Raw genomic sequence first — 13,287 nt, forward strand, 5'->3', positions numbered from 1 at the left:
CCAGCATCGCGCCGAGGTCCTACGATTTTTTTGCGACTACGCGCAGGAGGCCGCTGCATGTCTGGAACTCGTAAGCCGGTCGGGACGACCGTGGGGGATGCCCGGAAGCGGACGGTCACGATCAGCTTCGCCGGGTTCAACAGGGCCTGGGCGGCCTGGATCGGGGACCGTCTTGAGCGGCGCGGCCTGCGGGTGGTGTACCAGCGCTGGGAGTCCCCGGCGGAGACCCCGCTCGTCGATCTGCTGCGGGACCTGAGCCTGGCGGAGGGCCGGGTCCTCATCATCGTCAGTGAGTGGTACTTCCAGCTTGGCCCGCGCACGCACGAGGAGTGGAACGCGGCGCTGCGCGCGGTCGTCGCACCCGACCCCTCCCGGTTCGCGGCCGTCTCTCTGACCACGTCCCCGCTGCCGTCGGCCACCCCCGTGCTGGGGGCGGTCGGGCTGACCAACCTGGGGGCCGAGGAGGCCGAGCGGCGACTCCTCGAGCGGCTCGACCTGCCGACCGACCCGCTGCCCGAGCCCGCCGCCGGCGCGCGGCGCGGCCCCCGGTTCCCGGCGACGATGCCCGAGGTGTGGGGCGGAGTGCCCCGCCGCAACACACGCTTCACCGGCCGAGAGGCGCTCCTCAACGAGGCGTACCACAAGCTGACTTCGGCCGAGTCGGGCGCGGGCGTGCTGACGTTCCACGGCATGTCGGGCGTCGGCAAGACACAGCTCGCGGCCGAGTACGTCTACCGCTTCGGCTCCGAGTACGACGTCGTCTGGTGGGTCAACGCCGAGAAGCGCGTCACCTACCGGCGCGGCCTCGCCGAACTCGCGCCCAAACTCGGCCTGCAGACCGGCCAGGAGTACGGCGAGCGGCTGCGCGCGGTCCGGGACTCGCTGCGCCGGGGCGACCCGTACGCGCGATGGCTGCTGATCCTCGACGGCGCGGACGAGCCCGACCAGATCTGGGACCTGGTGCCCACCGGACCGGGACAGGTGATCATCACCTCCCGCAACCCGGAGTGGAGCGAGCACAACAGCATGCTGCTCGACGTGCCGGTCTACCAGCGCGACGAGTCGGTGGCGTTCGTGCGGCGGCGGGCTCCGCGGCTGTCGGAGGCGGAGGCGGACCAGCTGGCGGATGCCCTGGAGGACCTGCCGCTGCTGCTCGACCAGACGGCGGGCTGGCTGAACGACTCGGACCTGTCGGTCGAGGAGTACATCGGCCTCCTCGACGGCGGCGTCGACCAGGACGTGGTCAAGGTGTCGGCGGACTTCCCCGTCGCCTTCCAGACCGCCTGGTCGATACTGCTGAACAAGCTCCGCGACACCGTCCCGGAGTCCGTCGACCTGCTGCGGCTGTGCACGTTCTTCGCGCCCGGCTTCATCCCCGTACGCCTGCTGCGGGAGATGCTCAGCGACGAGCTGCCCGAACAGGTCGCGGGCCTGCTGAACGACCCCCTGCTGTGGAACAAGGCGATCAACCAGCTGCGCCAGTACTCGGTGGTCCGCCTGGAGTCCCACGAGGCGGGCGCGGACGAGGCGACCGCCTCCGGGGAATCCCTGTACCTGCACCGCATGGTCCACCAGATCGTGCACGCCGACATGCCGGAGGCGGACCGCCGCGAGTTCGTCGACGTCGTGCGGCGGGCGCTGGCCGCCGCCGACCCGCGCAGGCCCACCGACACCCGCCTGTGGCCCGGCTACGCGGAGATCGCGCCGCACCTGAAGTACGCCGACGTGCTGCAGAGCAAGGAGCCAGGCGTCCAGACCCTGGTGCTCAACTGCCTGCGCTACATGTACTTCTCCGGCGAGTACACGGCCGGCATCAAGCTGGGCGAGCGCGCCATGGAGGCCTGGCAGGAGCTGCTCGGCGAGAACCATCCGCGTATCTGGGAGCTGTCCTTCCACTACGTCAACGTGCTGCGCGCCGCCGGTGAGTACGAGCGCACGGAGGTCCTCAACCGCGCCGCGGTCGAGCACCTGCGGGAGACGCGGGGTCCGGACGACCTGGAGCACCTGCGGGCCGCCAGCGGCCTCGCCGCCGACCTGCGCGGCCTCGGACGCTACGACGAGGCGCTCGAACTGTGCCGGTGGATCCTGACCGCCTATCAGGGGCTCCTCGGCGAACAGGACTCGCGCACGCTGAACGCGCAGAACAACGTGGCCGTCACCCTGCGGCTGCTCGGCTCCTACGCCGAGGCCCTCGACATCGACCGACAGGTCATGGAGTCACGGCGGACCCTGCTGAAGGGTCGGCACCCCTGGACGCTCGACTCCCAGATCTCCTACTCCATCGACCTGAGGCTGAACGGCCGGTACGACGAGGCCGAGTCGAACCAGGTGCAGAGCCTGCGCGAGAACCGGCTCGTGATGGGGGAGAGCAACCCGCAGACCCTCAAGGCCGAGTACAACCTCGCGCTCTGCCACTACCGCAGGGGCGAGCGCGCGAAGGCGGGCCACGTCCTCGCGCGCGTACTGGAGCGCGGTGAGCGAGTGATGGGCGAGGCCCACCCGTGGACCCTCGTCTTCGCCTCCGCCCAGAGCTGCTTCGCCCGCGAGGACGGGGACATCGACGAGGCGCGGGAGCTCAGCGAGGCCATCGTCGCCCGTTACGAACTCACGCTCGCCGGGAGCCACCCCTTCGTCGCGGGGGCCCGCGCCAACCAGGCGCTCATCCTGCGCAACGTGGGGGAGCGCGATCACGCCCACGACCTCATCGAGCGGTCCCTGACCGACATGACCGCCGCGGTGGGCGAGAACCACCCCTGGACGCTGGGCTGCGCCGTCAACGCCTCGGCCCTGCGCAACCTCGTCGGTGACACCGAGTCCGCCGCCCAACTCAGCAATGACACGGTGACACGCGCCATCGAGACGCTGGGCCGCACCCACCCCCTCACCCTGTCCGCGCGCATCGCGCACGCGGCCGACCTCCGTGGACTGCGGGAGCGCAGGCAGGCGGAGAAGATCGAGCAGGAGGCCCTCTCGGACCTGGAGGCGACGCTCGGCAAGCAGCACGTGCACACCATCTCGGCCCGCGCCCGCAACCGCCCCCACTGGGACTTCGAGCCCCAGACGACCTGACGCGGCCGCGTACGCAGGCCGAAGGCCCGGCCCCTCGAAAGGGGACCGGGCCTTCGGTCATGCTCGCTGGGCTCCGGGGCCTTACGCCTCGAAGACCTCGCGCACCAGCTGCTCCTGCTCGGCCTGGTGACGCTTGGCCGAGCCGACCGCCGGGGACGAGCCGTGCGGCCGCGAGATGCGGCGCAGGCGCTCGGCGCCCGGGATGTCGGCGCCGACGGCCAGGTCCAGGTGGTCGATCAGGTTGAGCGCGATGAACGGCCAGGCACCCTGGTTCGCCGGCTCCTCCTGCGCCCAGATGTACTTCTCGGCGTTCGGGAACTTGGCGATCTCGGCCTGGAGCTCGGCACCCGGCAGCGGGTACAGGCGCTCGACGCGGATGATCGCGGTCTCCGTGTCGCCGCGCTTCTGCCGCTCGGCCTCCAGGTCGTAGTACAGCTTGCCCGCCACGAAGACGACCTTCTTGACCGCGTTCGGGGTGACCGACTCGTCGCTGATGACCGGGCGGAAGCCGCCCGTCGTGAACTCCTCCACCTTCGACGCGGCGGCCTTGAGGCGCAGCATGGACTTCGGCGTGAAGACCACCAGCGGCTTGTGGTGCGGGTTGTGCACCTGCCACCGCAGGAGGTGGAAGTAGTTCGACGGCAGCGTCGGCATGGCGACCGTCATGTTGTTCTGCGCGCACAGCTGGAGGAAGCGCTCGACGCGGGCCGAGGAGTGGTCCGGGCCCTGGCCCTCGTAGCCGTGGGGGAGGAGGAGCGTGACACCGCTCGTCTGGCCCCACTTCTGCTCGGCGGCCGAGATGTACTCGTCGACGATGGTCTGCGCACCGTTGACGAAGTCACCGAACTGCGCCTCCCACAGCACGAGCGACTCGGGGCGCGCCAGCGAGTAGCCGTACTCGAAGCCCATGACCGCGTACTCGGAGAGCAGCGAGTCGTAGACGTTGTAGCGGGCCTGGTCCTGCGACAGGTAGAGGAGCGGGGTGAAGTCCTCGCCCGTCTTGTTGTCGATGAGGACCGCGTGACGCTGACCGAAGGTGCCGCGGCGCGAGTCCTGGCCGGACAGCCGGACCGGCGTGCCCTCCAGGAGCAGCGAGCCGAGGGCGAGGGTCTCGCCCATGCCCCAGTCGATCGTCCCGTCCTCGATCATCGACGCGCGGCGCTGCAGCTGCGGCAGCAGACGCGGGTGCACCGTGACGTTGTCCGGGATGTTGACCTGGGACTCGGCGATGCGCTTGACGACCTCCTGGGAGATCGCCGTCTGCACGGCCACGGGGAACTCGGCCTGCGGGTCGGGGACCTCGGCGGCGGCCGGGTGCGAGACGGCCTCGCGGACCTCCGTGAAGACCTTCTCCAGCTGGCCCTGGAAGTCCTGCAGCGCCTGCTCGGCCTCTTCCAGGGTGATGTCGCCGCGACCGATGAGGGACTCGGTGTAGAGCTTGCGCACCGAGCGCTTCTTGTCGATCAGGTCGTACATCAGCGGCTGCGTGAACGCCGGGTTGTCCGACTCGTTGTGACCGCGGCGGCGGTAGCAGATGAGGTCGATGACGACGTCCTTGTTGAACGCCTGGCGGAACTCGAAGGCCAGACGGGCAACGCGGACGACGGCCTCGGGGTCGTCGCCGTTCACGTGGAAGATCGGCGCCTCGATCATGCGGGCCACGTCCGTGGCGTACATGGAGGAGCGCGACGACTCGGGAGCCGCCGTGAAGCCGACCTGGTTGTTGATGACGATGTGGACCGTGCCGCCCGTGCGGTAGCCGCGCAGCTGCGACATGTTGAGCGTCTCGGCGACCACACCCTGGCCCGCGAAGGCCGCGTCACCGTGCAGGGCGACCGGCAGGACCGTGAAGTCCGTGCCGCCCTTGTTGATGATGTCCTGCTTGGCGCGGACGATGCCCTCGATGACCGGGTCGACCGTCTCCAGGTGGGACGGGTTCGCGGCCAGCGAGACGTTGATCTGCTCGCCGTCCAGGCCGGTGAAGGTGCCCTGGGCGCCCAGGTGGTACTTCACGTCGCCGGAGCCGTGCATCGACTTCGGGTCGAGGTTGCCCTCGAACTCCCGGAAGATCTGCGCGTACGACTTGCCGACGATGTTCGCCAGGACGTTCAGCCGGCCGCGGTGGGCCATGCCGATGACGACCTCGTCGAGACGGTTCTCGGCGGCGGAGTCGATGACCGCGTCGAGCAGCGGGATGACGGACTCGCCGCCCTCCAGGGAGAACCGCTTCTGACCGACGTACTTGGTCTGAAGGAAGGTCTCGAAGGCCTCCGCCGAGTTCAGCCGGCGCAGGATGCGCAGCTGCTCCTCGCGCTCCGGCTTGGCGTGCGGCCGCTCGATGCGGTCCTGCAGCCAGCGGCGCTGCTTCGGGTCCTGGATGTGCATGAACTCGACGCCGGTGGTGCGGCAGTACGAGTCGCGCAGCACGCCGAGGACGTCGCGCAGCTTCATCATCGACTTGCCGGCGAAGCCGCCGACGGCGAACTCGCGCTCCAGGTCCCAGAGCGTCAGGCCGTGCTCGGTGATGTCCAGGTCGGGGTGCTTGCGCTGCTGGTACTCCAGCGGGTCCGTGTCGGCCATGACGTGGCCGCGCACCCGGTAGGAGTGGATCAGCTCGAAGACACGGGCGGCCTTGGTGACGTCGTCGTCGTGCGAGGCGTCGATGTCCTTGAGCCAGCGGACCGGCTCGTAGGGGATCCGCAGGGCCTTGAAGATCTCGTCGTAGAACTCGCCCTCGCCGAGGAGGAGGTTCGCGACGATGCGCAGGAACTCGCCGGAGGCGGCGCCCTGGATGACCCGGTGGTCGTAGGTCGACGTGAGCGTCATGACCTTCGAGATGCCGAGCTTGTTCAGCGTGTCCTGGGACGTGCCCTGGAACTCCGCCGGGTAGTCCATGGAGCCGACGCCCATGATGACCGACTGTCCGGGCATCAGGCGCGGGACCGAGTGGACGGTGCCGAGGCCGCCGGGGTTGGTCAGGGAGACCGTGACACCGGTGAAGTCGTCCATGCCGAGCTTGCCGTCACGGGCGCGCCGGACGATGTCCTCGTAGGCCTGCCAGAACTCGAAGAAGTTCAGCGTCTCGGCCTTCTTGATGCCCGCGACGACCAGCTGGCGGTCGCCGTTCGGCTTCACGAGGTCGATGGCCAGACCGAAGTTGATGTGCTCCGGCTTGACCAGCGTCGGCTTGCCGTCCTTCTCCTGGAAGGAGTAGTTCATCGACGGCATGGCCTTGATGGCCTGCACCATCGCGTACCCGATGAGGTGCGTGAAGGAGATCTTCCCGCCGCGGGCCCGCTTGAGGTGGTTGTTGATGACGATGCGGTTGTCGAACAGCAGCTTCACCGGGACCGCGCGCACGGACGTCGCCGTGGGGACCTCGATGGACTTGTTCATGTTCTTCGCGACGGCGGCGGCGGGGCCGCGCAGCGTCACGAGCTCGGGGCCGGCAGGGGCCTCGGTCGTCACTTCTTCAGCCTTCTTCGGTACAGGGGTGGCGGCAGCGGCCGGCTTCGGCGCGGTGGGCGCGGCCGGAGCGGCGGGCTTCGCGGGGGCCGGAGCGGCAGCCTGTGCGGGAGCTGCGGCTGCGGGCTTCGCGGGCGCGGCGGGGGCCTGCGCTGCGGGTGCGGCCGGGGCCGCGGGCTTCTCGGCCGGCTTCGGGGTCGTCGCGGCCCCCGCGGCCGCGGCACCTGGCTTGTAGTCGGCGAAGAAGTCCCACCAGGCTCGGTCAACCGAATTCGGGTCCTGGAGGTACTGCTGATAGATCTCGTCGACGAGCCACTCGTTGGGTCCGAACGCGGCCGCAGGGTTCTTACCCTGCCCGGCTTGGTCGGTCTCGGTGGAGATGCTCGAGTTACTGGGGGACTGTGGCGACACGGCGGTAACCGCCCTCTTCCGCTTCTCACAAGGTGATGGACAGCGGGAATAAAGGCTACGCCTCCATCCACGGGACGTGCAGACCGGGCCGGTCATCCGTCACGTAAGTCACACCGGAAGTTGCGTTTCGGGCCTGGAAATGGCGGGAAACAAGCGGGGTTTCGGTACGTTCGCATGCGCGCCCGGCGTGTTCGTGTCTGCCCGGCGCGCTCTTGACCCTTGCCTGACCGAAACCCTACGTCAACTTTGCGTTCCGGACTCTCCCGGAAGTGTGACCTTGATCCGGCAGCCCCGCTCGGATTCGGCCACCCGGATCTGTCCGCCGTGCAGTTCCACGGCCCAGCGGGCGATGGCGAGGCCGAGGCCCGTGCCGCCGTCGCCCTTGCCCTTGTCGCTGCCGGAGTCGGCGTCGCCCCGGTTGAAGCGCTCGAAGACCTTGTGCCACTCGGACTGCGGGATGCCGGGGCCCTCGTCGAGCACTTCGAGGTCGAGCGACTCGGGGTAGGGGCCGCGCCGGGCGAGCACGGTGACGCGGCCGTGCTGCGGGGAGTGCTTCACCGCGTTGTCGATGAGGTTCGCGACGACCTGGTGGATGCGCTCCGGGTCGGCGTGCGCCGTCAGCTCGGGCGGCGAGACGTCGAGGTGCAGATGGACGTCCGTACGCGTATGGGTGCCGGAGCCCGAGGCGATTCCGGCGCGCTGGGAGACCGCCATGTTGGCCTCCTTCAGGACGCCCGACAGATACGGCCAGACCTCGAAGCGGCGCGTCTTCAGCGGCACGACGCCGTTGTCCAGGCGGGACAGATCGAGCAGCGTGTCGACGAGGCGGCCGAGCCGCTCCGTCTGTTTGAGCGCGGTGCGCATCGTCTCGGGGTCGGGGGACATCACCCCGTCGACGACGTTCTCCAGGACCGCGCGCAGGCCGGCGATGGGCGTGCGCAGCTCGTGCGACACATTGGCCACGAGCTCCTTGCGCTGCTGGTCCTGGGCCGCCAGCTCGTCGGCCATGCGGTTGATGGTGACCGCGAGGTCACCGATCTCGTCGCGCCGGCCCGCGCCGCGCACCCGGCGCGAGTAGTCGCCGTTGGAGATGAACCGGGCGACCGTGTTCATCTCGTCGAGCGGGGCCGTCAGCGAGTGCGCCACGAACTGCGTGATCAGCAGCGTGGCGATGATCGAGAACACCGTGATGAAGCGCAGCTCCGTCGCCGTGTACATCGCCACCATGAGCAGGCCCGTGGTGATGAAGACGGAGACGACGACGAGCGTGCCGAGCTTCGCCTTGACGGAGAAGGGGCGCAGACCGCCGGACGCCCACTGAGGGTTGAACGGCGGCCGGTGCGGCCGCCCGCCCACTGCCCGGTTCCGGTCCCCGCCGCTCACGGGTTCGGCGTCTCCAGTGCGTAACCCACGCCGTGCACGGTGCGGATGCGCTCCGCGCCGATCTTCCGGCGCAGCGCCTTGATGTGGCTGTCGACGGTGCGGGTGCCCGAGGCGTCCGCCCAGTCCCACACCTCGGCGAGCAGCTGCTCACGGGAGAGGACCGCGCGCGGCGTGTTCGCCAGGCACACGAGGAGGTCGAACTCGGTGGGAGTGAGGTGTACGTCCTCGCTCCTGACCCGCACGCGGCGCTGCGCGTGGTCGATCTCCAGCTCGCCGAGCCGCAGTATGCCGCTGCGCGGTGTCGTGGCGGCCAGCGCGGCCCGCTCGACCCGGCGCAGCAGCACGTGCACGCGCGCCGCGAGTTCCCGCATGGAGAACGGCTTGGTCATGTAGTCGTCGGCGCCGACGCCGAGCCCCACCAGCATGTCCGTCTCGTCGTCGCGCGCGGTCAGCATCATGACCGGCACCGGCCGCTGGGCCTGCACGCGGCGGCAGACCTCGAGGCCGTCGAAGCCGGGCAGCATGATGTCGAGGATCAGCAGGTCGGGCTGCCAGGCCTCGGCCGTGTCCACCGCCGCCGGGCCGTCCTGCGCGGTTTGCACGAGGAATCCCTCGGCGCGCAGTCGGGCGGCGATGGCGTCGACGATCGTCGGATCATCCTCGACGACCAGGACCCGTCGTTGGGCTCCCTGGGTCGTCGTGGTGGTGTTGTGGGAGGTGTGTGTCTGCTCCATCGCCCCGCCCCTGAATGCGCGCCGTCGTGACGCGCTTGACGCTTGAATGATCTGGGTTTCGGACGTCAGCGTACGGGGAGTTACCGCCGGTCGGCTACGTGGGCCTCAGGGCGAGGTGCACCACGTCAGGGACGCCCCGGACAACCGGGATCTCTTCGGTGCGCACCGCCTGGAAACCGGCATTCCGCAAGGTTTCTTCGAAATTTGCTGACGGCTGTGCGGACCATACGGCGAGAACCCCGCCCGGGTCGAGTCGGTCCTTGCAGGCGGCGAGGCCTGAGGGTCCGTAAAGGGTGTCGTTGTCCTCGGTGACGGTCCAGTCCGGACCGTTGTCGATGTCGAGGCAGAGCGCGTCGTAGGTGTCCGTCGCCGTGTGCAGGTGCCGTACGAGGTCGGCCTCGACGATGTCGGTACGAGGGTCGGCGAGGGCCTCTGCGGACAGCTCGCGCAACGGGCCTTGCCGGTGCCAGTCGATGATCGCGGGCTCCCGCTCGACGACCGTGATGCGGCCCCAGCGCGGGTCGGCGGCGGCGTGCGCGAGGGAGAAGCCGACGCCGAGCCCGCCGATGAGGACACGCGGCTTCTTGCGGCCGGTGCGGCCGGTGCGGTCGGCGCGGCCGTCGAGGGCCGCGAGCGCCGAGTCGATGAGACGCCGCTCGGAGCGGCCGTCGGAGGTGTCCATCAGGAACGTGCCGTTGGCGATGATCTGGAGCAGGTCGCCGTGACGGCGCAGGACCACCTCGCCGAAGGGGCCTTCGCGGCGATCGAGGACGACGGGTGGACCGGGGTGGTGCAGGGTCGTCATGGCCGCCATTGTGGCCGACGAGGTGGGTGACCCGCGGGCATTTTCTGTGGCCCACGTCTCACATGGCGCTCGTCACAGAGGGTGAACCGAACCAGGCCACGCAGTGCCACAACTGCTTTATGTGCCCGCGTACTTCGCGTTCGTCAGGGGCGCCTCGATGTGCCAGCCCACCGACTCGTAGAGGAACCGGCCCTCCGGGGTGCACGCCAGGACCGCACGGGTTGCGCCCTGGGTGTGGGCCACTGACTGGAGCGTGGCCATGACCACGCGGCCGAGGCCCTTGCGGCGGTGGTGTTCCGAGGTTTCGATCTGGTCGACGACCGCGCTCGCGCCGGTCGGGGCGATCTGGCCGCGCGCCGCGAACGTGCCCGTGGTGTCGGTGAGCAGGACCCGGGTGACGCCGGCGCGGGTCCAGATGTGCCGGATGTAGCCGGTGGGGGCCGGGGGCGCGGTGGCCGGGGTCAGTTCCGTCGACATCAGGAAGTCGTCCGACCCGTATGGCTCCCATTCAGGGCCGAGCCACGGCAGTACCCGTTCCGGGTCCGCGAAGACCTTGAGGTGCGTGCCGCGGCCGCGCGTGGACTCGGCGACCTTGCGCACGACCTCCTCGCGCACGGCGTCGTTCGTGGCGCCGATGACGTGCCGGCTCACGTGCTCCGGCAGGCCCACATGAATCGTGTAACCCCAGGGCTCGACGAGTGGGGGAGCGGCGCCGCGCGAGGCGATCCAGCCGTCGATCCAGTTCCGTACGAGTTCCTCGCCCGTCACTGTCGTCATGTCCGCACGCACCCTTCGGCGTAAGACCCGCGTTGGCCCAGTAGGTATTACATATGCCATGCCGCCAGGGTCGGAAGGCGTGATCGCTGACAGCGAACGGGTGGGGCGGAACATCTGAAGGCTCCCGGGCATTGAGTCCATGTAACTCAACTTGACTGCCAAAGGGGAGATCATGGCTTCGACGTCCACACCGCTCACCCTGCCCGTGCTGCCGCTCGACGACGAGGTCGTGCTGCCCGGAATGGTGGTGCCCCTGGACCTCAGCGACACCGACGTACGGGCCGCGGTGGAGGCCGCGCAGGCCGCCGCGCGTACTGGACCCAGCAAGCCGAAGGTGCTGCTTGTTCCACGTATCGACGGGACGTACGCGAACACCGGCGTGCTCGGCACCGTCGAGCAGGTCGGCCGCCTCGCCGACGGCGACCCCGGCGCGCTGATCCGCGGCGTCGGCCGCGTACGCATCGGCGCCGGCACGACCGGTCCCGGCGCCGCCCTGTGGGTGGAGGGCCTGACCATCGAGGAGGAAGTGCCGGACCCGCTGCCGGGTGCCGTCACCGAACTCGTCAAGGAGTACAAGGCGCTCGCCACGAACTGGCTGAAGAAGCGCGGCGCCTGGCAGGTCGTGGACCGCGTCCAGGCCATCGACGACGTCTCCGCACTCGCCGACAACTCCGGCTACTCGCCGTTCCTCACCACCGCCCAGAAGGTCGAGCTGCTCGAGGCCGCCGACCCGGTGGAGCGGCTGAAGCTCGCCACCGGCCACCTGCGCGACCACCTCGCCGAGCAGGACGTCGCCGAGTCCATCGCCAAGGACGTACAGGAAGGCGTCGACAAGCAGCAGCGCGAGTTCCTGCTGCGGCGCCAGCTCGACGCCGTGCGCAAGGAGCTGCGCGACCTGAACGGGGAGTCGGAGGGCGAGGAGTCCGACGACTACCGCACCCGCGTCGAGGCCGCCGACCTCCCGGAGAAGGTCCGCGAGGCCGCCCTCAAGGAGGTCGAGAAGCTGGAGCGGGCGAGCGATCAGTCGCCCGAGGGGTCGTGGATCCGGACCTGGCTCGACACCGTCCTCGAACTGCCGTGGAACGAGCGGACCGAGGACGAGTACGACATCCAGGGCGCCCGCGCCGTCCTCGACGCCGAGCACGCGGGCCTGGACGACGTGAAGGAGCGGATCACCGAATACCTGGCCGTGCGCAAGCGCCGCGCGGACCGCGGCCTCGGCGTGGTCGGCGGCCGTCGCGGGGGCGCCGTGCTCGCGCTCGTCGGCCCGCCCGGCGTCGGCAAGACCTCGCTCGGCGAGTCCGTCGCGCACTCGATGGGCCGTAAGTTCGTCCGCGTCGCGCTCGGCGGCGTACGGGACGAGGCGGAGATCCGGGGCCACCGGCGTACGTACGTGGGTGCCCTGCCGGGCCGCATCGTGCGCGCCATCAAGGAGGCCGGGTCGATGAACCCGGTGGTCCTCCTCGACGAGGTCGACAAGGTGGGCTCCGACTTCCGCGGCGACCCGGCCGCGGCCCTGCTCGAAGTCCTCGACCCGGCCCAGAACCACACCTTCAGGGACCACTACCTGGAGGTCGAACTGGACCTGAGTGATGTGGTGTTCCTCGCCACCGCGAACGTTCTGGAGGCCATCCCGGAGGCCCTCCTCGACCGTATGGAACTCGTGCGTCTCGACGGCTACACCGAGGACGAGAAGATCGTCATCGCCCGCGACCACCTGGTCCCGCGCCAGCTGGACCGCGCGGGTCTCGCGGCCGACGAGGTCACCATCGGCGACGACGCGCTGCGCAAGCTGGCCGGCGAGTACACGCGTGAGGCCGGCGTACGCAACCTGGAGCGGTCCGTGACGCGGGTGCTGCGCAAGGTCGCCGCGCAGCACGAACTGGGCGAGCGGGAGCTGCCGTTCACCGTCGGCGAGGGTGATCTGCGTTCGCTGATCGGGCGACCGCACCACGTGCCGGAGTCGGCGCAGGACCCGGCCGAGCGGCGCACGTCCGTGCCGGGCGTGGCGACCGGGCTCGCGGTCACCGGGGCCGGTGGTGACGTGCTCTTCGTGGAGGCGTCGCTCGCCGACCCGGAGACGGGTGCGGCGGGGCTCACGCTCACCGGTCAGCTGGGCGACGTCATGAAGGAGTCGGCGCAGATCGCGCTCTCCTTCCTGCGCTCGCACGGCGCCGAACTGGAGCTGCCCGTCACCGACCTGAAGGAGCGCGGCGCGCACATCCACTTCCCGGCGGGCGCGGTCCCGAAGGACGGGCCGAGCGCGGGCGTCACGATGACGACGGCGCTCGCGTCGCTGCTGAGCGGCCGCCTTGTCCGTACGGATGTGGCGATGACCGGTGAGGTGTCCCTGACCGGGCGCGTTCTCCCCATCGGCGGCGTCAAGCAGAAGCTGCTGGCCGCGCACCGGGCCGGGATCACGACCGTCATCATCCCGAAGCGGAACGAGGCGGACCTGGACGATGTTCCGGCGGAGGTGCTGGAGAAGTTGGAGGTGCACCCGGTGAACGATGTGCGGCAGGTGTTGGAGCTGGCGTTGGCGCCGGCGGAAGTGGCGGTGCCGGTCGCCGCGTGAGCCTGCGACGGGGCTGGGGTCTCGGGGCGCTGCCCCAGGCCCCGCTGGCTCTCGTCCAAAGAGCGGGC

General features: G+C 69.9%; 7 protein-coding genes. 2 read left to right on the plus strand and 5 right to left on the minus strand.

All coding sequences use genetic code 11. From position 1 onward, the window contains the following. The first annotated feature begins 57 nt into the window (after positions 1-57). Entirely contained in the window at positions 58-3,069 is a 3,012-nt protein-coding gene (fxsT, locus tag OHA73_RS28535; RefSeq protein ID WP_327656460.1) for an FxSxx-COOH system tetratricopeptide repeat protein, read from the plus strand. An 81-nt stretch (positions 3,070-3,150) separates the two neighbouring features. On the opposite strand, the gene OHA73_RS28540 is transcribed toward fxsT, so the two are convergent. From OHA73_RS28540 to OHA73_RS28560, 5 genes are all read right to left on the minus strand, one after another. Further along, positions 3,151-6,945, minus strand: a complete 3,795-nt coding sequence (locus OHA73_RS28540) for a multifunctional oxoglutarate decarboxylase/oxoglutarate dehydrogenase thiamine pyrophosphate-binding subunit/dihydrolipoyllysine-residue succinyltransferase subunit (RefSeq protein ID WP_327656461.1) — start codon at positions 6,943-6,945, stop codon at positions 3,151-3,153. A 240-nt stretch (positions 6,946-7,185) separates the two neighbouring features. Then, the gene (locus OHA73_RS28545) at positions 7,186-8,301 is read right to left on the minus strand and encodes a HAMP domain-containing sensor histidine kinase (protein WP_266718868.1); all 1,116 of its coding nucleotides are present in this window, start codon (positions 8,299-8,301) and stop codon (positions 7,186-7,188) included. Positions 8,302-8,324: 23 nt separating this feature from the next. Continuing rightward, on the minus strand, positions 8,325-9,062 hold the full coding sequence (locus OHA73_RS28550) for a response regulator transcription factor (RefSeq protein ID WP_266714016.1): 738 nt from the start codon (positions 9,060-9,062) through the stop codon (positions 8,325-8,327). A gap of 94 nt (positions 9,063-9,156) precedes the next feature. After that, positions 9,157-9,876: a spermidine synthase gene (locus OHA73_RS28555; RefSeq protein WP_443063138.1), complete on the minus strand. Its 720-nt coding sequence runs from the start codon at positions 9,874-9,876 to the stop codon at positions 9,157-9,159. A 108-nt stretch (positions 9,877-9,984) separates the two neighbouring features. Next, positions 9,985-10,644: a GNAT family N-acetyltransferase gene (locus OHA73_RS28560; protein ID WP_327656463.1), complete on the minus strand. Its 660-nt coding sequence runs from the start codon at positions 10,642-10,644 to the stop codon at positions 9,985-9,987. Positions 10,645-10,816: 172 nt separating this feature from the next. On the opposite strand from OHA73_RS28560, the gene lon reads away from it, so the two are divergent. Beyond that, positions 10,817-13,219, plus strand: coding sequence for an endopeptidase La (lon, locus tag OHA73_RS28565; RefSeq protein ID WP_327656464.1), 2,403 nt, complete (start codon positions 10,817-10,819; stop codon positions 13,217-13,219). The last annotated feature ends 68 nt before the right edge of the window (positions 13,220-13,287 follow it).

This window comes from Streptomyces sp. NBC_00483 (genome assembly GCF_036013745.1).
GTDB lineage: Bacteria > Actinomycetota > Actinomycetes > Streptomycetales > Streptomycetaceae > Streptomyces.